Origin of the sequence: Cognatishimia sp. (genome assembly GCF_049116455.1) — a bacterium.
GTDB lineage: Bacteria > Pseudomonadota > Alphaproteobacteria > Rhodobacterales > Rhodobacteraceae > Cognatishimia.
The window spans coordinates 125651-144839 of record NZ_JAGDYW010000001.1 but is presented as its reverse complement, the minus strand read 5'-3'; the positions used below and the strand labels follow the sequence as shown (position 1 = coordinate 144839).

General features: G+C 53.1%; 21 protein-coding genes. 9 read left to right on the top strand and 12 right to left on the bottom strand.

Going from position 1 to position 19189, the window contains the following annotated elements:
- Positions 1 to 55 precede the first annotated feature (55 nt).
- Entirely contained in the window at positions 56 to 379 is a 324-nt protein-coding gene (locus tag JXQ85_RS00725; protein WP_421746931.1) for an NIPSNAP family protein, read from the top strand.
- The gene (locus JXQ85_RS00720; RefSeq protein WP_421746930.1) at positions 376 to 720 is read left to right on the top strand and encodes an antibiotic biosynthesis monooxygenase family protein; all 345 of its coding nucleotides are present in this window, start codon (positions 376 to 378) and stop codon (positions 718 to 720) included. Before JXQ85_RS00725 ends, JXQ85_RS00720 begins: the two co-directional genes overlap by 4 nt.
- Here the strand turns inward: JXQ85_RS00720 and JXQ85_RS00715 are convergent.
- The 4 genes from JXQ85_RS00715 to JXQ85_RS00700 all read right to left on the bottom strand — a co-directional run bounded on the left by JXQ85_RS00715 (position 717) and on the right by JXQ85_RS00700 (position 4708).
- Positions 717 to 2744 (bottom strand): FAD-dependent oxidoreductase, encoded by a 2028-nt coding sequence (locus JXQ85_RS00715; RefSeq protein ID WP_421746929.1) that lies wholly within the window; start codon positions 2742 to 2744, stop codon positions 717 to 719. The genes JXQ85_RS00720 and JXQ85_RS00715 overlap by 4 nt on opposite strands.
- Before the next feature lie 75 nt (positions 2745 to 2819).
- Positions 2820 to 3194, bottom strand: coding sequence for a hypothetical protein (locus JXQ85_RS00710; protein WP_421746928.1), 375 nt, complete (start codon positions 3192 to 3194; stop codon positions 2820 to 2822).
- 9 nt (positions 3195 to 3203) lie between these two features.
- Positions 3204 to 3977: a DUF6478 family protein gene (locus JXQ85_RS00705; protein WP_421746927.1), complete on the bottom strand. Its 774-nt coding sequence runs from the start codon at positions 3975 to 3977 to the stop codon at positions 3204 to 3206.
- Between the two features lie 59 nt (positions 3978 to 4036).
- Positions 4037 to 4708, bottom strand: a complete 672-nt coding sequence (locus JXQ85_RS00700) for a hypothetical protein (RefSeq protein WP_421746926.1) — start codon at positions 4706 to 4708, stop codon at positions 4037 to 4039.
- A 120-nt stretch (positions 4709 to 4828) separates the two neighbouring features.
- Between JXQ85_RS00700 and JXQ85_RS00695 the strand changes: the two genes are divergently transcribed.
- From JXQ85_RS00695 to JXQ85_RS00685, 3 genes are all read left to right on the top strand, one after another.
- Positions 4829 to 5710, top strand: coding sequence for a CPBP family intramembrane glutamic endopeptidase (locus tag JXQ85_RS00695; protein ID WP_421746925.1), 882 nt, complete (start codon positions 4829 to 4831; stop codon positions 5708 to 5710).
- A 61-nt stretch (positions 5711 to 5771) separates the two neighbouring features.
- Positions 5772 to 6710 (top strand): acetyl-CoA carboxylase, carboxyltransferase subunit beta, encoded by a 939-nt coding sequence (gene accD / locus JXQ85_RS00690; RefSeq protein WP_421746924.1) that lies wholly within the window; start codon positions 5772 to 5774, stop codon positions 6708 to 6710.
- A 96-nt stretch (positions 6711 to 6806) separates the two neighbouring features.
- Entirely contained in the window at positions 6807 to 8078 is a 1272-nt protein-coding gene (locus tag JXQ85_RS00685; protein WP_421746923.1) for a bifunctional folylpolyglutamate synthase/dihydrofolate synthase, read from the top strand.
- 307 nt (positions 8079 to 8385) lie between these two features.
- On the opposite strand, the gene zapE is transcribed toward JXQ85_RS00685, so the two are convergent.
- Positions 8386 to 9453 carry a cell division protein ZapE gene (zapE, locus tag JXQ85_RS00680; RefSeq protein ID WP_421746922.1) on the bottom strand — a complete coding sequence of 356 codons (1068 nt, stop codon included), beginning with the start codon at positions 9451 to 9453 and terminating at the stop codon, positions 8386 to 8388.
- Between the two features lie 123 nt (positions 9454 to 9576).
- On the opposite strand from zapE, the gene JXQ85_RS00675 reads away from it, so the two are divergent.
- Both JXQ85_RS00675 and JXQ85_RS00670 read left to right on the top strand, forming a co-directional pair.
- Positions 9577 to 10203, top strand: a complete 627-nt coding sequence (locus JXQ85_RS00675) for a glutathione S-transferase family protein (RefSeq protein ID WP_421746921.1) — start codon at positions 9577 to 9579, stop codon at positions 10201 to 10203.
- 122 nt (positions 10204 to 10325) lie between these two features.
- On the top strand, positions 10326 to 11567 hold the full coding sequence (locus JXQ85_RS00670) for an MFS transporter (protein WP_421746920.1): 1242 nt from the start codon (positions 10326 to 10328) through the stop codon (positions 11565 to 11567).
- Here the strand turns inward: JXQ85_RS00670 and JXQ85_RS00665 are convergent.
- The 5 genes from JXQ85_RS00665 to JXQ85_RS00645 all read right to left on the bottom strand — a co-directional run bounded on the left by JXQ85_RS00665 (position 11564) and on the right by JXQ85_RS00645 (position 16003).
- On the bottom strand, positions 11564 to 12184 hold the full coding sequence (locus JXQ85_RS00665) for an HAD family hydrolase (RefSeq protein WP_421746919.1): 621 nt from the start codon (positions 12182 to 12184) through the stop codon (positions 11564 to 11566). The genes JXQ85_RS00670 and JXQ85_RS00665 overlap by 4 nt on opposite strands.
- 11 nt (positions 12185 to 12195) lie before the next feature.
- The gene (locus tag JXQ85_RS00660) at positions 12196 to 12660 is read right to left on the bottom strand and encodes a YaiI/YqxD family protein (protein ID WP_421746918.1); all 465 of its coding nucleotides are present in this window, start codon (positions 12658 to 12660) and stop codon (positions 12196 to 12198) included.
- Positions 12657 to 14135 (bottom strand): Si-specific NAD(P)(+) transhydrogenase, encoded by a 1479-nt coding sequence (gene sthA, locus JXQ85_RS00655; RefSeq protein WP_421746917.1) that lies wholly within the window; start codon positions 14133 to 14135, stop codon positions 12657 to 12659. Before sthA ends, JXQ85_RS00660 begins: the two co-directional genes overlap by 4 nt.
- Positions 14136 to 14138: 3 nt before the next feature.
- Positions 14139 to 14972, bottom strand: coding sequence for an S-formylglutathione hydrolase (gene fghA / locus JXQ85_RS00650; protein ID WP_421746916.1), 834 nt, complete (start codon positions 14970 to 14972; stop codon positions 14139 to 14141).
- 101 nt (positions 14973 to 15073) lie between these two features.
- Positions 15074 to 16003: an AEC family transporter gene (locus JXQ85_RS00645; protein ID WP_421746915.1), complete on the bottom strand. Its 930-nt coding sequence runs from the start codon at positions 16001 to 16003 to the stop codon at positions 15074 to 15076.
- A gap of 193 nt (positions 16004 to 16196) precedes the next feature.
- On the opposite strand from JXQ85_RS00645, the gene JXQ85_RS00640 reads away from it, so the two are divergent.
- Positions 16197 to 16817 carry a TetR/AcrR family transcriptional regulator gene (locus JXQ85_RS00640; protein ID WP_421746914.1) on the top strand — a complete coding sequence of 207 codons (621 nt, stop codon included), beginning with the start codon at positions 16197 to 16199 and terminating at the stop codon, positions 16815 to 16817.
- Positions 16818 to 16878: 61 nt separating this feature from the next.
- Here JXQ85_RS00640 and JXQ85_RS00635 read toward each other — a convergent pair whose 3' ends face one another.
- Both JXQ85_RS00635 and JXQ85_RS00630 read right to left on the bottom strand, forming a co-directional pair.
- Positions 16879 to 18015, bottom strand: a complete 1137-nt coding sequence (locus JXQ85_RS00635) for an S-(hydroxymethyl)glutathione dehydrogenase/class III alcohol dehydrogenase (RefSeq protein ID WP_421747455.1) — start codon at positions 18013 to 18015, stop codon at positions 16879 to 16881.
- A gap of 102 nt (positions 18016 to 18117) precedes the next feature.
- Complete coding sequence (locus JXQ85_RS00630) at positions 18118 to 18549, bottom strand: c-type cytochrome (RefSeq protein WP_421746913.1); 432 nt, start codon at positions 18547 to 18549, stop codon at positions 18118 to 18120.
- Positions 18550 to 18834: 285 nt separating this feature from the next.
- Here JXQ85_RS00630 and JXQ85_RS00625 point away from each other — a divergent pair, with 285 nt between their 5' ends.
- Positions 18835 to 19188, top strand: a complete 354-nt coding sequence (locus JXQ85_RS00625; RefSeq protein ID WP_421746912.1) for a DUF2794 domain-containing protein — start codon at positions 18835 to 18837, stop codon at positions 19186 to 19188.
- The last annotated feature ends 1 nt before the right edge of the window (position 19189 follow it).

Genomic DNA, 19189 nt, shown 5'->3' with positions numbered 1-19189 from the left:
GAAGCATTAAAGCCGCGCAAGGGGGTAGGGTGAGATGCAACGAAGAGGAGTCACCATGCTAACCTGTGTTATTCGCTATCAGATCGACCCGACAAAGAAAGCTCAGTTTGAACAGTATGCCCGAAACTGGGGGCAGGCCATTCCACGCAATGGCGCGGATTTGATTGGTTATTATGCGCCGCATGAAGGAAGCACAACACTGGCCTATGGTATCTATAATGTGGCGAATCTCGCAGATTACGAAGCATATCGCGCGCGTTTGGCAACAGATCCACTGGGTCGTGAAAACTATGAATTTGCACAAAAGGAACGTTTCATCTTGCGAGAGGACCGGACTTTTCTAACACTTGCCTCAACGCCACATGGGGTCGCTAAATGATCGCTGTTATTTTCGAAGTCGAAATCGCCGATGGGCGCAAAACAGACTATTTGGACATCGCTGCGGAATTGAAGCCACTGCTGGAACAGATCGATGGATTTATCTCTGTTGAGCGTTTCCAGAGCCTCACGAATGAAGGCAAGTTGCTGTCTTTGTCGTTTTTCCGTGACGAAGGCGCCGTCGCTGCCTGGCGCGATTTGGCAGAACACCGGATGGCACAGACCAAGGGGCGCGCTGGGATATTTGCCAATTACCGCCTGCGGGTTGCTTCGGTTCTACGGGACTATAGCATGACAGATCGAGCAGAGGTCCCAGCTGACAGCCTCTCGAAACACGGTTAAAGCGCAGCGGCCAGTCGGACACCCTGATGGATCGCACGTTTGGCGTCGAGTTCTGCGGCGACATCCGCGCCGCCAATCACGTGACAAGCGACACCTTTTGCTTCAAGCGCATCTGCCAAACTGCGGTCAGACAATTGGCCCGCACAGATCACGATGTGATCGACATCCAGAACCTCTGGATTCTCACGTGCCTCACCGTAGGAAATATGCAGCCCTGCATCGTCGATCTTTTCATAGTTCACGCCACCGATCATGCGCACCTTTTTCATGCGCAACGACATCCGGTGAATCCATCCCGTGGTTTTACCCAGCCCTTTGCCCAAAGCCTTGGCCTTGCGCTGTAGTAAGATGACATCTCGCGCAGGGGCTTCCGGCTTTGCTCCGGCTTTCGCCAATCCACCGCGCGCGGCTTCAGGATCGGTGACGCCCCATTCTGCCATCCAGTCTGGTAGGTTTTCAGTGAGGCTTTCACCTTCTTGAACAAGGAACTCGGCCACATCAAAGCCAATACCACCCGCGCCGATGACGGCCACGCGTTTGCCAACAGGCGCGCCATGTTTCAGTACATCAAGATAACTCAGCACTTTTTGGTGGGTCTGTCCCGGAATGTTTGGATCACGAGGCGTGACACCGGTGGCGACAATGACCTCGTCAAATCCGTCCAGCTCGCTTGTTCCTACCGTTTGGCCGAGAACCTGTGTGACGCCCATTTCGCGCAACATGGCGGCATACCAATCGACCAGTCCCCAAAATTCTTCTTTACCGGGCACCTGTTTTGCGACGTTCAACTGTCCGCCCAATTGTGTGTCACGATCAAACAAAGTCACCTTATGTCCACGTTCAGCCGCCGTCATTGCAGCCGACATTCCAGCAGGTCCGGCGCCAACCACCGCGATTTTCTTAGGATCATGCGCGCGCGTGATGGGCAGTTCGGTTTCATAGCAAGCCCGTGGGTTCACAAGACAGGTTGAGATTTTCGCGCTGAACGTATGATCCAAACAAGCCTGGTTGCAGGCAATGCAGGGCGCAATTGTATCGGCGCGATCAGCCTGCGCCTTGAGAACAAACTGGCTATCCGCCAGAAATGGGCGTGCCATCGAAACCATGTCAGCGCAGCCTTCGGCCAGTACCTCTTCGGCCACTTCAGGCGTATTGATACGGTTGCTGGTGATCACAGGGATCGACACTTTGCCCATCAGTTTTTGAGTGACCCAGGCAAAGGCGCGACGTGGAACGCTGGTGGCAATTGTGGGAATGCGGGCCTCATGCCAACCGATTCCGGTGTTTAGGATTGTCGCACCGGCTTTCTCGATGGCTTGAGCAAGTTGAACGACCTCGTCGTGTGTGGATCCATTTGGGATCAGATCGATCATGCTAAGCCGGTAAATGATGATGAAATCCTCACCAACGGCTGCACGGCAGCGGCGCACAACTTCGATTGGTAGGCGCATGCGGTTTTCATAGACGCCGCCCCAACGATCCGTACGTTTATTCGTGTGTGTGACGAGGAATTGGTTCAGGAAATAACCTTCCGACCCCATGATTTCGACCCCGTCATACCCTGCTTGCTTTGCCAGCAGAGTTGCTGTGACGAAATCCTGAATTTGCTGTTCTATTCCGTCTGCATCAAGCTCTTTTGGTGGAAAGGGCGAAATCGGAGATTTGATTGGCGAGGCGCTGACGCAATCCGGCCCATAGGCATAGCGGCCTGCGTGCAAGATCTGCATTGCGATCTTGCCGCCATGTTCATGCACGCGATCCGTGACCACCTTGTGATTGGCAATATCTTCGTCGCTAAACAGCCCAGCAGCACCGGGAAAAACACCGCCTTCGCGGCTTGGGGCCATGCCTCCTGTCACCATCAAAGCGACACCACCACGCGCGCGCTCCGCATAGAACTCGGCCACGCGGTTCCAATCCTTGGTCTCTTCAAGGCCTGTGTGCATTGATCCCATCAACACGCGATTTTTGAGCGTGGTGAAGCCAAGATCCAATGGTTCAAATAGATGTGGGTAGCGAGTCATGCGGCCTCCGATATTCGAGGCTAAACTGTGCCGCAAGCCAGACGGGCTGTCATCGCCAACGTCGCGTAAGCGCGACTACATGGTTTCCAAGCAATGACGCCGGAACGCGCGTTTTAGCATGTCGAGTTCTGCACGCAGCAGGTCCATTTCGGCGCGGATGTCTTCGGCGATGGGTTCACCAGAAATGATGGTGATCACCTCAAGCGTTTCTTGCGCCAGAACGTCTCTGATCAAGATGGTTTGCACACCGTCAGTCAGAATATGTGCCGGGATCGGAATGCGCAGTGTCCAGCGACCTTCACCCACTTCGACCAGCTTAAGATTGTCCAAAGGTTTTTCTTCGAACAAAGGTTCCAAATGCGGTTGCTCTGTCACGCCCTTTTCTGCGGTGACGATACCTTCCCAGATACCTTCAAAGAGACGGGTTTTGCTGATGCTGTATTGGCTCATCTCTTGTCCTTACATCTCGGCGCGTGGGCGGCGGCTAAAGGTGACATCACGTAGGATGACCTGATTCATTTCCGGGCCTTCAAAAATCAAATCGACCCAAGCGCGTTCAATGCGTTTCTCATTCAGCTTGGAATAGGCCAAGTCGAATTCCACCATAATGTCTTCTTCATGCAGCGGAAGTTCGCGAACAATTTGCTCCGTATTCGGGCCATGCTTGATGTTAAAGCGCGCAAAAATTTCCAGCGGCTTTTCCATTTCAACAATCGTATCCATGCGGATTAGAAATTTGCGATCTAACCCCTGCAATGCTTCCTTGGGGAAATCGATCACAAGCGACAAGAACGAGCCATCAAATCGAAAAACATCCATGCGCAGGCCAAAGGGTGCAAGGTCTTTGGCGCGCGTATTTCGCAGTTGGCGCAGGGTGAGTTCTGAAATCGAACAGTCGTGAAACAGCGTGACCTCTTCGCCAAGCCCTTCTTTGGTTTGCACAGCAACGCGGCCTTTCGAAGGCAGGCTGTCGCGCCATACAGTGGGGCGCCAAGCCCAGTCAGTTCCATGGGGCTTAGGGAAAGTGTTCGAACCAATGATCGGAAGCGCCAAACGACCGTCAGCGATGGAAATCAATGTGTCCAAATGGCTGCGCAGTTTGCGTGCCACATTGCGTCGGCGTCGCAATACACGGACATCCGTGTCGGCCGCTTCGCGCGCGGCTTGTGCCCAAAAGCGAATAACGCCGCGTCTCACCAAACGATGCCAAAATTTACCTGTTCGAGTACTCATACCGCCCCGTGATGATCCCCAACTGACCGCGATTTAGAAACAATACGCGAATTGTTTCTTTATTGTTTAGCCGATTGAGGTCGTTGAAACCAACTCCGAAGTGGAAGAAACCCACCAGTCTTTTGATTTTTTTGTGCGACGGCTACAGAATCCTGAACTAGTTTTGGGCTGGCAGAGATGATTTCATCGGCCAGCTGTTCTAACACAGCTTTCCCTTTTGTTCCCAAAACGATGCCACCCTCTGGTCCATAAGCCGCAAGGGTTACAATTCGGTTATTCAATTTGAACACTCCGCGCCAATGGGACGCGGAAGCCCCTGCAAGACGAGGTGTGCCTTGGTTGGCCATATATCTGAGAACAAGGCCGGGAACTCGGGTCGATGGTGCAGACGACTGACCAAGGGCAGAGGATAAAGGAATAGTGCTTTCGCTTTGGTTCAGTGTATTCCCGGAGCTCACAGTTAAGACGATGCGGTCCTTAGGATCGGTTTGTGGAACGCCCTCAAGCAGGTCGCAATTGGTCAATAAGACGAATTGATGGGATGCGCGGGCGTTGGGGTCAACGCAATATGATTTTGGAGCGACAACGACGATTTCTCCGTCAGCCAAGAAGTGTTTGCTGGGTTGGCTCCGTCCGCTGCTAAAACTGTCAAAGTTAGGCAGGCAGGCTGTCAAAAAGAACGTACTCATCATAATGAAGCAGGGCATGATCATCGATCGTTTGGTGGTCATATCCATTCCTTAGACAGGCCTTTCTTTGGGTCCGGGATGGATAGTCAACTGCTTGGATTAGAGCAAGTTTAAGAAAATTGCGCTCTATACCTGTGGCGAAAATGACGATAGCCATGCCACATGCGCGCCTATGATCCTCATCAGCAATTGATTGCTCCAGCCCGTGCAAGTTCAAGCTTGCCGCGTCTTTGTGCCGGGCTTGTGGTCTTGATGTTGGCTATTTTGGCATTCAATGTTGGGATGCTGCAGATTCTACAAAACTTGGAAAGCTGGGCTCGGATTGAGATCGAGTTGATCACCGGCGACACGGCGCGCGCCTTGTTGATTACGCTGTATTCCTTTGTGCTGCCAATCGTCTCTCTGTGGGTGGTTCTGCGCATGGTGCATGACAGGTCGTTCACAAGTTTGATCGGTCCGCTTGGCTTGGCGTTTTCGGATTTTTTTCGGGTGTTTCGGTGGCTGATTGTCATGGTTGCAGTGATCATGATCTTGCCTTCTCCGCCGTCGCAACAACCGACCATGCATCTGGGTTTTGATAGATGGTTACCGCTGGTGCTGCCGGCCTTGGTTGGGATTTTAATTCAAGTCAGCGCTGAAGAGCTGATTTTCCGCGGCTATTTGCAAAGCCAACTTGCGGCACGGTTCTCCAACCCACTGATTTGGATGGTGATCCCAAGCGTTTTGTTTGGCATGTTGCACCTTAGTTCAGAGACATATGGTGAAAACGCAATTCTGATTGCGATTTGGGCCACGTTGTTTGGCGTTGCAGCTGCTGATCTGACTGCACGCAGCGGGTCTTTAGGCCCCGCAATAGCACTGCATTTTGTGAACAACGTCACCGCGATCATGATTGTTGCCATGCAACATCATTGGGATGGCTTGGCTTTGCTTCATGTACCTTATGGCCCTCAGGATGTGGGGCATGTGCGGGCGGCCCTCGTGCTTGAGGGGCCAATTTTGCTGTGTTTTTGGCTAATCGCACGCATCGCGCTCAGGCGTTGATTGCAATTCTCGAAATTGCGCATTATTTCACTTCTGTTGCGCGACATCAGAGGTTTTGTACATGAACTGGATCACCAACTACGTCCGTCCTCGGATCAACTCGATCTTCTCTCGCCGAGAAGTGCCAGAGAACCTTTGGACGAAATGTAGTGAATGCGGCACGATGCTTTTCCATCGTGAGCTGAAAGACAATCTTAACGTTTGTACCCAATGTGATCATCACATGGGGATTTCTCCGCGGGATCGGTTCACGGCGTTGTTTGATGGCGGCATTTTTACCGAGATCGATGTGCCAGCTCCGATTGCGGACCCGCTGCACTTCAAAGATCAAAAGAAATACCCTGAGCGCATGAAAGCGGCTCAGAAAAAGACCGGCGAACAAGAAGCCATGCTGGTGGCTGAAGGCGAGATCGGGCGCACTCCGATTGTGGCCTGTGCGCAGGACTTTTCCTTTATGGGTGGTTCCATGTCCATGTATGTGGGCAACGCCATCATAGCGGCCGCTGAACGCGCCGTTGAGATGAAGCGTCCATTGGTGCTGTTCTCTGCTGCAGGCGGCGCGCGTATGCAGGAAGGCATTCTGGGCCTCATGCAGATGCCACGCACGACCATCGCCATTCAAATGTTGAAAGAGGCAGGCCTGCCTTATATCGTGGTGCTGACTCACCCAACGACAGGTGGTGTGACTGCGTCTTATGCGATGCTGGGCGACGTACAGATTGCTGAACCAAACGCTCTGATCGGCTTTGCGGGTGCCCGTGTGATTGAACAGACGATCCGTGAAAAGCTGCCAGAGGGTTTCCAGCGCGCAGAATATCTGCTGGACCATGGTATGCTGGACCGCGTGACCAACCGTACAGAAATGCGCGAAGAGTTGATCACAATCGTTCGGATGCTGCTGGATATGCCACCCGCGATTAAGGGTGATTTGCCAGCGCCAGGCGCAGAAACGGCTGCGGAGGCAGAAGAAGCCGCACCTGAAGTCGAAAAAGCGGATTAAACTATACGTATTTGCCAAGTTTTATGACGCGCCCCGCATTGAGCCGGGCGCGTTTTTTATATAGCGCATTGCATAGAATTTATTTGAGATCTGACCATGACAGCCCAAACATCTGACGCAATTCTTGACCGAATGATGGCCTTGCACCCCAAGGTGATTGACTTGACGCTTGATCGCGTGTGGCGTCTGCTGAAGGCGCTGGACAATCCGCAGGATGATCTGCCATCTGTCATTCATATTGCAGGTACCAATGGCAAGGGCTCGACCCAAGCCATGATCCGCGCTGGTATCGAAGGCATGGGTAAGTCAGCACATGCCTACACCTCTCCGCATTTGGCACGGTTTCATGAACGTATCCGACTGACCGGAGAGCTGATCTCTGAAGACTATCTGACTGAAGTGCTGGATGAGTGTTATGCCAAAAATGGTGGCATCGACATCACCTATTTCGAGATCACAACCTGTGCTGCGCTACTGGCTTTTGCGCGCAGCAAAGCGGACTACACTTTGCTTGAGGTGGGTCTTGGTGGACGGTTGGATGCCACGAATGTGATTACACCAGAGATTTCAGTAATCACGCCGGTTTCCATCGATCACGAACAGTTTTTGGGAAACACGCTGGCAAAAATCGCGGCAGAGAAGGCCGGGATCATCAAGCGTGGCGTGCCCGTCGTGGTTGGCCCTCAGGAAGAGGAGGCCATGGAAGTCATCGAGGCGACTGCGATGCGCCTTGGCGCTCCGATTTTGGCCTATGGCCAACATTGGCATGTCAGCACGGAACGTGGCCGGTTGGTCTATCAAGATGAGCGCGGATTACTGGATCTGCCGATGCCTGCCCTGTTGGGTGCCCACCAAGTGATCAATGCAGGGGCAGCTTTGGCCGTCTTGCGCCACCTAGGGGCGGATGAGGCCGCGTGCGAGGCCGCAATGACGGGGGCGGAATGGCCTGCTCGTATGCAGCGTTTAAAAGCTGGTCCGTTAATCGACGTAGCGGGTGATGCTGAGTTGTGGCTCGACGGCGGGCACAATGCGGCTGCGGGTATCGCAATCGCTGATCTGCTGAAATCTTTGCCAACGCGCGAAACCCATTTGATCTGCGGGATGCTGAACACGAAAGACGTCAGCGGTTACCTCAACCCCATTGCCAAACAAGTTCTAAGTTTGACGGCAGTGTCGATCCCTGGTGAGGCCAACACGCTGCCCGCTGAAGCAACCGCACTTGCGGCGGCGCAGGCCGGCATGCCATCTCAGATCGCAGAAAACGTGTCAGAGGCTTTGAAGGCGATTGTGGAAAAATCACCAAATTGTCGTGTGCTGATTTGCGGATCGCTCTATTTGGCCGGTGTTGTGCTGCGTGAGAATGCTTAAAGCGATTTTTTTTGCTGTGCTAAGTGGTTGAAACGACTCAGTTCTGCGAATCGTTATGTTGTCGCGCGTAAGAAATCGATTCGCGGCCACTTGACCGATTCGCTCACAGGCGCGTATAGTTAGCAAAGCAGAACTTTTTTCAATAAAGGCAGTAGGATAGAGGGTGGCCGAGCAGCGCCTTTGATCCTAGTACAGGCAAGTCTATCGGGACCGGGGGATGCCAATTGGCGTCCCCCGATTCGTTTTAAAGCACCCGATTTTTTGATGATTCTCGGTGAAAAAAATCATGGGAACGCATGAGAGTGGTTTAGCTATCCTTGCCCCAATCGACATCCTGCATTTCACGTAGGCGGCTGGCTGTACGCTCGAATTCAAAGGTGCCTTCACCTTCGACATAAAGCATTTCGGGCTCAGCTGCAGCAGAGCAAATCAGACGCACCTTTGCTTCATAAAGCGCATCAATCAGCGTAACGAAACGTTTGGCTTCGTTGAAATTGTTGCGACTTAGGCGCGGGATGTCTTCAAGCACCAAAACCTTCAGTGCTTCGGCGATGGCAAGATAGTCTCCCGGGCCAAGCATCTTACCACAAAGATCAAAGAACGTCGCTCGGCCTACACCGTTGCGGAATGCGGGAATCTCGACTTCACGCCCCTTCACAGTCAGCATGAGAGGAGTGGTTGCGCCGCCAGAGAGGTCTTTAAAAATATCGCGCATGGTTTGTCGAGCTTCGCCGCTGGCTTGCACGAAATAGACTTGCTGTCCTGACAGCCGGTTCTGACGGTAATCGGTCGGAGAGACCATTTCATGCACCACCATCTGCTCTTTCAGAACATCGATGAATGGGAGGAACAATTGACGATTAAGACCGTCCTTATAAAGGTCATCCGGAATGCGGTTTGAGGTGGTGACAACTGTGACGCCCGCTGCAAACAAAAGCTCAAACAGCCGCCCAACAATCATCGCATCCGTGATGTCCGTGATCTGCATTTCGTCAAAGGCCAGCAGGCGGACTTCTTCAGACACTTTTGCGGCAACGGGCGCCAGCGCATCGTCAACGCCATCTTGGCGGGCCAGGTGCATGCCAGCGTGGATTTCCTGCATAAACGCATGAAAATGCACACGGCGGGCAGACACGTCGACGGTTTCAACAAAGAGGTCCATCAACATTGATTTTCCTCGGCCAACCCCGCCCCAAAGGTAAAGGCCTTTGACGGGGTCGAGTTTGGCCTTTTTAAACCAACCCTTTTTCGCAGGAGGTTGCGCCAGGCCGGCGCGCACCCGTTCAAATTCGGAGAGAACGGCTTCTTGCGCCGGGTCGCTGGTTAGCTCGCCTGTCGAAACACGCGCGCTGTAGGTATCTTGGACAGAAGTCATAAGAGCTGCATAGCTTTTGCTGCGCTGCGTGAAAAGATGTGATCTGTCGCAGGCTTGATCAGAAAAAGCAGAAGAAACGTGCGGTAAAAGCTGGCAGGGTGGGTCGAAAGAGAAGGGTTTTGCATGATTACGCTGTATACTTGGTCCACCCCCAATGGCCGAAAGATTTCCATCGCGCTGGAAGAGATGGGCTTGCCCTATGGAGTTAAAGCAATCGACATCGGGGCTGATGATCAATTCACACCTGACTTTTTGGCGTTAAATCCCAATCACAAAATCCCTGTTTTGGTGGATGGGGACACAGTCGTAAATGAAAGCGGGGCCATTCTGCTATATCTGGCTGAAAAGACCGGTCAGTTTGCTCCTAAACGCGATGATCCCGAGTACTGGGAAATGATGCGCTGGCTGATGTGGCAAATGGGGGGGCAGGGGCCGATGCTTGGACAGGCGCACCATTTCCTAAAGTTCAATCCGGGTAAGGCGCCTTATGCAGAAGAGCGCTTTCGGGTCGAAGCAAAGCGCCTCTATGGGATTTTGGATGGGCACCTGAAGGGGCGAGAGACCATTTTAAGTGGCCTGTCGATTTGCGAGTTTGCAATTTGGCCTTGGGTTTCAAGGTTCGAGTTTCAGCAAATCGACCTGGATGATTTCCCCAATGTTCGAGACTGGTATCTGCGGTTGGCAGATCGCCCAGCGTTCCAGCGTGGGTATAGCGTTCCAGCAGATGTTGGGCCGATTCCCAAACTCTGATACTATGTAAACAGGACATAAGTACTGACGTATCAATGATCGTGACGTTTTGCTCACAAATGATGAATTGACCAAATGGGGCTGTGGCCCGCATCATCTGCTCACTGCTGAAGGAGTCTGCCATGCAGGAACGCACGCCTCTTATGACACCGGTGTTGATTGCTGGTTGCATCATCATTTTGGTCTCGTTTTCGATCCGCGCGAGCTTTGGCGTTTTCCAGATCCCTATCGCTGAGGAATTCGGGTGGCTTCGATCCGAGTTTTCTTTGGCGATTGCGATTCAGAACCTTGCCTGGGGGATCGGCCAGCCGATTTTTGGGGCGATCGCTGAAAAAATCGGCGACCGAAAAGCCATCATCATGGGGGCTTTGGTCTATGCAGCCGGTCTGGTTTTGTCATCCTTCGCAGTCTCGCCAGAAGCGCACCAGTTTTACGAAATACTGGTTGGTTTCGGCATCGCTGGAACAGGGTTCGGCGTGATTCTGGCGGTTGTTGGACGCGCGAGTTCTGATGAAAACCGTTCAATGTCATTGGCAATTGCCACTGCTGCCGGGAGCGCGGGGCAGATTTTTGGGGCACCTGTGGCCGAGTGGATGCTGAGTTTCATGAGTTGGCAGAGCACGTTCTTGGTATTCGCGGCTATGATCTTGGCTGTGTTGGTCACTTTGCCATTGGTCCGTGCACCAGCCGTTAGCAAAGCTGAACTTGAAGAAAGCATGGGAACCATCCTGAAACGCGCTTTCAAAGACCCATCATATACACTGATTTTCCTTGGGTTCTTTAGCTGTGGTTACCAGTTGGCCTTTGTGACAGCGCATTTTCCCGCCTTTGTCACCGAGGTCTGTGCCGCGATTGATCCAAAAGGCGTTTTGGCTTCGGTTGGGATCAGCACGACATCCCAGCTTGGAGCGTGGTCGATTGCTTTGATTGGAGCAGCCAATATTGGTGGCACGCTTTATGCGGGCTATCTGGGTAAGCGGTATTCTAAGAAATATCTATTGGCGGGCATTTACTTGGGTCGAACCATCGCGGCGGCGGCCTTTATCATGCTGCCGATGACGCCTACGACAGTCATCATCTTCTCGATTGTCATGGGATCGCTTTGGTTGGCGACGGTGCCTTTGACGTCAGGCCTTGTCGCGCATCTTTACGGTCTGCGTTATATGGGAACGCTTTACGGTATCGTGTTCTTTAGCCACCAGCTTGGTAGCTTTCTAGGTGTCTGGCTGGGCGGGCGTATGTATGACGCCTATGGCAGTTACGAGGCGGTCTGGTGGATCGGTGTTGGCGTGGGTGCGTTTAGCGCGATTGTGCATCTGCCCATTCGCGAAAAACGCCTGCCACCGGTTGCCTCGGCGGCCTAAGCCGCCTCTTCGCGGGTCAGGAGCCCCTCGGCAACCAAACGATCTGCCCAGCCTTCCGGGCCTTCAAAGAGATGGGTTTTCCAGCCGCGCGCGCGCGCAGTCACCAGATTTTCTTCGCGGTCATCGGCAAAGATCAGACGATCCGGTTCGATCTGGCAGTCCTCTTCGACCATTTCATAGATGCGGTTGAAGGGTTTCACATGACCCATGCGGCCAGAGATATATTCGCGGTCAAATTCTCCAAGGACGGGATAGACTTCAACCGCTGGTGGCCAATTATCAACACCGAAATTTGAGAGCGCAAAAACCGGGATACCCTTGGCACGCAGGGCGCGCAGCAATCGCCAAGAATGGTCGATCGCTGGACTGGCAAGGTCAAACCAATTGTCGTGCCACATGCGAATTTCATCTCGCCATTTGGGGTTTTCCTCGGCGAATTGATAAATCCGTTCCTTGAAGGGCGCACCTAAATCGATGTCATTGTTCATGTCGTGCATATCGAGTTCAGCGAACATCTCTTTGCGTCGTGTTTCGCCGATCAACCGGTCATAGGCACGCTCTGGCTGCCATTCGATCAGCACGTTGCCGACATCAAAAATCACTGCTTCGATTGTCATGAATATAGACCCTAACCTGAAGGTTTTGCAGCTTTTGCTGCACGAAGATCGCGTTCTAAGGCATCCAGAAAACGGCTGCGATCTGATTTTGAAAAGGCCTTGGCGCCACCTTGGCGGAAAGGGTCTGCTGACCGCAAATCGCTCATTAAGTCGCGCACGGCGAGGGCTTGTCCGATATTGCGTTCGTTCAGGCCTTCGCCGTTGTGCTTCAACACTTTAGCGCCGGCTTCCACGCATTTTGCCGCCAAAGGGATATCGCCTGTGATCACGACATCCCCTGTTTTTGCACGATCGGCGATCCACATATCGGCCACATCTGGACCTTCGGGTACAATGACGTTCTCAATCAGTGGATTTTGGGACGGGCGTAGGCCGCCATTACTGACCACAAAGACCTTAACCTTGTGGCGCGTGGCGACCCTTTCGACCTCGGCTTTGACCGGGCAGGCGTCCGCATCAATATAAATCGCGGTCACGATTTATCCTTTGCTTCCGCTTTTAGGCGCGCTTGGGTGGCCTTCTTCTCCTCCAGCCGTTCCTCGCGTTTAACTTTGAATTCGTCAGGGATCGGCATGCGGTTAAAGGCATCAAGGCCCGCAATGCGATATGCCTCAGCTAAGGTTGGGTAGTTGAATGTGTTTTCAACAAAGTAATCCACGGTGCCCTTCAGGTTCATAACCGCCTGAGCAATGTGGATCAGCTCTGTTGCGCCTTCGCCGACGATCTGCACGCCCAATAGGCGCCGAGTTTTCAGCGACAGCAGCATTTTTAGCATACCGTGCTCAAGCCCCATGATGTGCCCACGCGAGGTTTCACGGAACCGTGCCACCCCGACTTCATAAGCGATGTCGCGTTCTTTTAGCTCTTCCTCGGACATGCCGCAGGTCGAGATTTCTGGCACGGAATAGATGCCATATGGGAACCATGGGCTTTCTGGCAACGTCGGTGTTTCAAGTGCATGGCAAGCCGCCACACGGCCTTGTTGCATCGAAGTGGAGGCCAAGCTTGGGTGCCCGATCACGTCACCTGCCGCATAGATGTGGGGGACTGAGGTTTGGTAGTTTTTGCGATCCACTGTGATGCGTCCACGGTGATCTGTTTCCAGCCCAACGGCATCCAGATTCAAACGCTCTGTCGCGCCCATGCGACCCGCTGCAAATAGCAGCATTTCGGCGCGGACATGGCGGCCATTTTCCAAGGAAATTTCAACCATGTCGCCGTGCTCTTCGACTTTCACGATGGCCGATCCAAGCCGCAGATCAACACCATTTTCGCGGATCTGATGTGTGAAGTCCTGGATGAGGGTTTTGTCGATGAAATCAAGGAAACTGTCGCGTGGTTCAATCAAGGTCACACGCACATCAAGGGCCGAGAACATCGTGGCGTATTCAACGCCGATCACGCCTGCGCCAACCACAACTAAAGACCGTGGAATCTTGGCCATTTCCAGGAATTCATCACTGTCGACGATATTCTTGCCATTAAAAGGCACTGTTTCTGGGCGGTAGGTCTTGGTTCCGGTTGCGATCAAGAAATTTTCAGCCGTCAGAACCGTTGTTTCGCCCGCTTCGGTAGCCACCTCAACTTTGCGTGGACCAATGAATTTGGCCACACCGTTCAATGTATCAACGTGGTTGCGGTTGAATTGATGCTCAAGCACGTCGACTTCGTAATCAAGTGTCATGTGTAGGCGGGCTTTTAGATCGTCTGCTTTGATCTCGTCTTTGACTCGGTAGCTGCGGCCATAAAAGCTGCGTTCACGCCAGCCGGATAGGTTCAAAACCGTTTCGCGCAGAGTCTTGGAGGGAATGGTGCCCGTATGCACGGATACGCCGCCAAGGCGATCCTTGCGGTCAATGACCAGGACCCGGCGTTTCAGCTTACCAGCTTGGATGGCAGCGGCGCGGCCGGCTGGGCCAGACCCGATTACAATCAAATCATAGTGGCTCATGTGTTACTCCGCGTACAAAGCTTCAGCATGGAAAGAGATGTGATCTTCCATGAAGGTGGAAACAAAGAAATAGCTGTGGTCGTAGCCCTTTTGCATGCGGATCGTCGCCTCTTGGCGTTTCTCGGTGGCTGCTGCGGCAAGGGTTTCTGGCTTGAGCAGATCCATAAATTGATCATCGGTGCCGGTGTCGATCAAAACCGGCCCATCAAAACCCCTGTCACGCATCAGGATCGATGCGTCATGTCCAGCCCATGTGGTTTCGTCTGAACCGAGATAGGCGGTGAGCTGTTTGCGGCCCCAATCCGATCCTGTTGGATTGCCGATCGGAGAAAAGGCAGACACGGATTTGAAACGACCAGGCAGGGACATCGCGAGAGTGAGCGCGCCATGGCCGCCCATCGAATGACCTGTGATGGCTTGGCGTTCCATATCCAGTGGGAAATTCGCGGCCAGTAGTTCGGGCAACTCAGAAGCGATGTAGTCCCACATCCGAAAATGTGGAGACCATGGAGCTTGGGTTGCATTCACATAGAAACCAGCCCCTTGGCCAAGATCGTAGGCGTCATCATCAGCAACGTCGCCTCCGCGCGGGCTGGTGTCTGGGAAAACCAATGCGATGCCTTGTTCAGCAGCCCATGCCTGTGCACCGGCTTTTGCCATGGCGTTTTCATGGGTGCAGGTCAGGCCTGACAGGTACCACAATACCGGCACCGGCCCGTATTTGGCTTCTTCGGGCAGGAAAAGGCCGAATGTCATCTCGCAATTGCAGCTGGTTGAGGCGTGTTTGTATACGCCCTGCTTGCCACCGAAACATCTGTTTTCAGATAGGCTTTCCATGGTGATCCTCACTTTATCCACTGCATGGCTATAACATCGTTGCGCAGGGCGGCAAGCGATGCGGTCCGCCGCACGTAGGATTCAGGGCAAACTGTCGAAAATTACAGCAAAGCCACCCAGCCAATCGCGATTGAGAATGTGATGATCGACAATGTGGTCGAGATCAAAATCGAAGCTGATACCCTTTGTGGCGCGACGCCATAGTGTTGCGCCAGCATAAAGACATTGCCCGCAATCGGCAGGGCCGAGGCTGCAATGATCACTGCGGCTTCGAATGCATTGAGCTCAAATACGAATAGCGCAAAGCCAGCAACGGCAAGCGGATGCAAGATCAGTTTACAAAAGCTGAGCCACGTGGCCACATGCATGCGTTCGGCTGACTTGCTGGCCAAAGACGCTCCAATGGCAAAGAGTGCACCAGGTGTCGCGGCAGCGCCGAGCACCAACAGGAACTGATCAATTGGCGCTACAACTGGCCAGCCCATGCGGGACCAGGTCAGACCTAGAACAATCGACACAATCATTGGGTTCTTTATCAATCCTATGCCAACTGTCCGCAGGATCGCCAAAGACATACGTCCGTCGCGCGATCCATTGATTAGGATGACGATCAGCGAGGAAAATACGATGAGGTCCACCGCCAACAACAGCATCAAAGGTCCGATGGATTCTGGCCCCATCAACAAGGCCAGCATTGGAATGCCTAAGAAGCCCGTATTGCCAATCACGGCGCACTGCGCTTCAACCGCAGTGACCTCTGTGCTTTGGTTTCGCGCAAATGCGACCGCCGTAGCAATGATGTAAATCACACCAGTTCCTGCAAGATAGGCATAAATCAGTTGCCAATTCAGCACCTCACTCAGTGACAGGTTGGCTGCAAAGCGAAAGAGCATAGCGGATAAGGCGAAGAAAAAGACAAATTTTGTGAGGTAAGCCGTGGCTGCCTCAGGAAAAAAACCGGTGCGGCCAGCCAAATAGCCAAGGCCGATAATTGCAAAGAAGGGCAGGGTTTGAAGAAATACATCAACCATGGTGAATTGGTAACAATTCCCGACCAAATCGCAAGCGACAATTAGCTATATCGCGTAGGGTCTTGCTCAATCACTTGCTAAGCCATGTTCCCCCGCCTATTGGAGCGCGTTCCGCAGATGCATCCTTTAGGTCACCTTGGCAAAAGTGAACTGATCAGTTTATATTCGAAGTTAGCAATTTCAAAAGGCAGTCATGAACACGCAAGCTCCAGTCATTCGTAAAGGTCGCAAGATCGATCAAGTCCTTGCCGGTGCGCGTGACATCTTCCTAAGGGATGGCTTTGAAGGAGCAAGCGTCGATGACATCGCGCGCGCTGCAGGTGTTTCAAAGGCTACGCTCTACAGCTACTTTTCTGATAAGCGCCAGCTTTTCCAAGAAGTTGTACAGGCGGAATGTGAACGCATGTCGACCGAGATCGTCTCGCAGATCGATGACACCATGCCGATCTGTGATGCGCTAAGCATGGCGGCCTATGGGCTTGCGTCCTTCTTGGTGTCTGATTTCGCGCAAAAGATTTTCCGCATTTGTGTCGCCGAACGTGACCGCTTCCCCGAACTCGGTCAGGCCTATTACGCGGCAGGCCCTGGAAATGGGCACGAGCAATTGGTGGAACACTTGAAAGAAAGCGTTGCCAAAGGGGAACTGGAGATTGAGGACGTTGATATGGCGGCCTATCAGTTCTCTGAGCTGTGTAAGTCTCGAAACTTCAATCTGGCGTGTTTTGGCGTGCGCACTGAGTTTACGGAAGCTGAAATTCGCGAAGTCGCAGACTCGACTGTCGAAATGTTCATGAAAAGCTACGCGCCCAAGTGATCATCCTTCAAAATGAAAAAGCCCCGCAATAAGCGGGGCTTTTCGTTTGAATTCTCAGAATTTAGAATTCCACGACCGCGCGGATCGATTTGCCTTCATGCATTAGATCGAAACCATGGTTGATTTCGTCCAATGTCAGTTTGTGGGTGATCATCGGGTCGATCTCGATCTTGCCATCCATATACCAATTCACAAACTTCGGCACATCGGTGCGGCCTTTCGCGCCGCCAAAGGCTGTGCCCTTCCAGATGCGACCAGTGACCAATTGGAACGGTCGGGTTGAGATTTCTGCACCGGCAGGCGCCACGCCGATGATGACCGACACACCCCAACCGCGGTGCGAGCATTCCAGCGCATCGCGCATGACCTGCACGTTGCCGGTTGCATCAAAGGAGTAATCCACGCCGCCGAATTGATCTTGTTCGGTTTTGGTCAGCTCGATGATCGCTTCGGTCACGGATTGCCCTTCTGGCAATTCACTTGGATTCACGAAATGCGTCATGCCGAACTTTTTGGCCATTTCCGCTTTGTCGTTGTTCAAATCGACACCGATGATGACGTCCGCGCCGGCCATTTTCAGGCCCTGAATTACGTTCAGACCAATGCCGCCAAGGCCGAAGACCGCCGCAGATGAGCCAATCTCAACGCCGGCTGTATTTATCACCGCGCCAATCCCCGTGGTGACACCACAACCGATGTAGCAGATCTTATCAAAAGGCGCGTCGTCACGGACTTTCGCCAGTGCGATTTCTGGCAGAACGGTGTGGTTCGCGAAAGTCGAACAGCCCATGTAGTGATAGATTGGCGTGCCATCCAACATGGAAAACCGTGATGTTCCGTCAGGCATCAAGCCTTGACCTTGGGTGCCGCGGATTGCGGTGCAAAGGTTGGTTTTGCCGGAAAGGCAAGCATGACATTCGCGACATTCCGGCGTGTAAAGCGGGATCACGTGATCGCCTGGCTTCAAGGTGGTAACACCTTCGCCGACTTCCATCACAATGCCTGCGCCCTCATGGCCCAGAATCGACGGAAACAGGCCCTCTGGGTCGGCGCCGGAACGGGTGAATTCGTCCGTGTGGCACAGGCCAGTCGCTTTGATTTCAACTAAAACCTCACCGGCCTTTGGGCCTTCCAGGTTTACTTCCATAACTTCGAGGGGTTTACCTGCCTCAAGCGCAACGGCTGCACGGGTACGCATCATAGTCGGTCCTCCAATAGATTTGTGAGGATTCTGCGCGAAACGACGAGTCGATTCAACTCGGTCTGCGACACCGATCCTCAGGCTTGCGTCGTTTTAGATTTATTTTCGGTAGCTTTGGTGACATCCGCCGCAGCTGCGGCCAAGGCTGCGCATGCCGGCAGTCAACGTTTCTGCGCTGGACACATCCAAAGTCTCAGATGCGGCCTTCATCGCCTCTGCCTTTCCGGTAAAGTCCGCATAGTCTTCCCAAATGGCAGGCAGGGCCTCGCTGACTGGGTCGTCGGACTTCACTTCAAACAAAGTTGGGATCGCCGCAGAGACTTCGATCAAAATAGCTTGCGCATCGGCAGCCTGATCTGCGTCAAAAGCTGCAGTGCCTTTAGCCATATTCCCTAGTGTTTTGCTGGCTTGGCCCGCCTGCATCATCGCATGCATCCAGGCTTTGACCTTGGCGTCTTTCACACCCTGATGTGCTAGAGCAGCACCAACTAAACTGAACGTGAATGCAGTGATGATTGCCAGTCGTGTCACACAGTGCTCCTTTGGTCGATTACTATCTAAGCAACACGACCACGTGGCTAAGTCAAATCGACTTTGCGTGATTTCGGAGTTTTCTGAGAAAAGAGCCCCCGACGACGTAACTGGGTGGGGGCAAGAAAAGAGTACGTCGCCGGGGTAGCGGTATTTTTCGCTATAATCCCTTTATGACGACCGGTTTTGGCGGATTCGCGGAAGGTCAAAGGCCTTTTACGGATGAATCTTGGGCAAAATCGAGGCAGGGTTGATTTAATTCTAAATCGAGGCGAACCTGTTTTTATGAATATTTCTCCTACGACGCCTTTCCCCGGAGATCGCTCTGCCCCCACGCAGGTGGCCTTTCATCGTACAGAATTAAACGTCATCCTATCCCTCTACGGGCGGATGGTTGCTGCAGGTGAATGGCGGGATTATGGGATCTCGCATCTAAAGGACGCCGCTGTGTTTTCGGTGTTCCGGCGCACGGCAGAACATCCGCTGTATCGAATCGAAAAACGTCCGAAGCTGCGTAACAAGCAGGGGCTTTATGCGGTGATCGGAATGGATGGGCAGATTTTGAAACGAGGTCACGAGCTCAAGACTGTGCTACGGGTGCTGGAGCGCAAGCTGATCAGGGCCGTTGATCTTGATTAAG

Coding starts and splice junctions, on each gene's coding strand:
- JXQ85_RS00725 (WP_421746931.1), top strand. CDS start 56: ATGCTAACCTGTGTTATTCGCTATCAGATCGACCCGACAAAGAAAGCT.
- JXQ85_RS00720 (WP_421746930.1), top strand. CDS start 376: ATGATCGCTGTTATTTTCGAAGTCGAAATCGCCGATGGGCGCAAAACA.
- JXQ85_RS00715 (WP_421746929.1), bottom strand. CDS start 2,744: ATGACTCGCTACCCACATCTATTTGAACCATTGGATCTTGGCTTCACC.
- JXQ85_RS00710 (WP_421746928.1), bottom strand. CDS start 3,194: ATGAGCCAATACAGCATCAGCAAAACCCGTCTCTTTGAAGGTATCTGG.
- JXQ85_RS00705 (WP_421746927.1), bottom strand. CDS start 3,977: ATGAGTACTCGAACAGGTAAATTTTGGCATCGTTTGGTGAGACGCGGC.
- JXQ85_RS00700 (WP_421746926.1), bottom strand. CDS start 4,708: ATGACCACCAAACGATCGATGATCATGCCCTGCTTCATTATGATGAGT.
- JXQ85_RS00695 (WP_421746925.1), top strand. CDS start 4,829: ATGCGCGCCTATGATCCTCATCAGCAATTGATTGCTCCAGCCCGTGCA.
- accD (WP_421746924.1), top strand. CDS start 5,772: ATGAACTGGATCACCAACTACGTCCGTCCTCGGATCAACTCGATCTTC.
- JXQ85_RS00685 (WP_421746923.1), top strand. CDS start 6,807: ATGACAGCCCAAACATCTGACGCAATTCTTGACCGAATGATGGCCTTG.
- zapE (WP_421746922.1), bottom strand. CDS start 9,453: ATGACTTCTGTCCAAGATACCTACAGCGCGCGTGTTTCGACAGGCGAG.
- JXQ85_RS00675 (WP_421746921.1), top strand. CDS start 9,577: ATGATTACGCTGTATACTTGGTCCACCCCCAATGGCCGAAAGATTTCC.
- JXQ85_RS00670 (WP_421746920.1), top strand. CDS start 10,326: ATGCAGGAACGCACGCCTCTTATGACACCGGTGTTGATTGCTGGTTGC.
- JXQ85_RS00665 (WP_421746919.1), bottom strand. CDS start 12,184: ATGACAATCGAAGCAGTGATTTTTGATGTCGGCAACGTGCTGATCGAA.
- sthA (WP_421746917.1), bottom strand. CDS start 14,135: ATGAGCCACTATGATTTGATTGTAATCGGGTCTGGCCCAGCCGGCCGC.
- fghA (WP_421746916.1), bottom strand. CDS start 14,972: ATGGAAAGCCTATCTGAAAACAGATGTTTCGGTGGCAAGCAGGGCGTA.
- JXQ85_RS00645 (WP_421746915.1), bottom strand. CDS start 16,003: ATGGTTGATGTATTTCTTCAAACCCTGCCCTTCTTTGCAATTATCGGC.
- JXQ85_RS00640 (WP_421746914.1), top strand. CDS start 16,197: ATGAACACGCAAGCTCCAGTCATTCGTAAAGGTCGCAAGATCGATCAA.
- JXQ85_RS00635 (WP_421747455.1), bottom strand. CDS start 18,015: ATGCGTACCCGTGCAGCCGTTGCGCTTGAGGCAGGTAAACCCCTCGAA.
- JXQ85_RS00625 (WP_421746912.1), top strand. CDS start 18,835: ATGAATATTTCTCCTACGACGCCTTTCCCCGGAGATCGCTCTGCCCCC.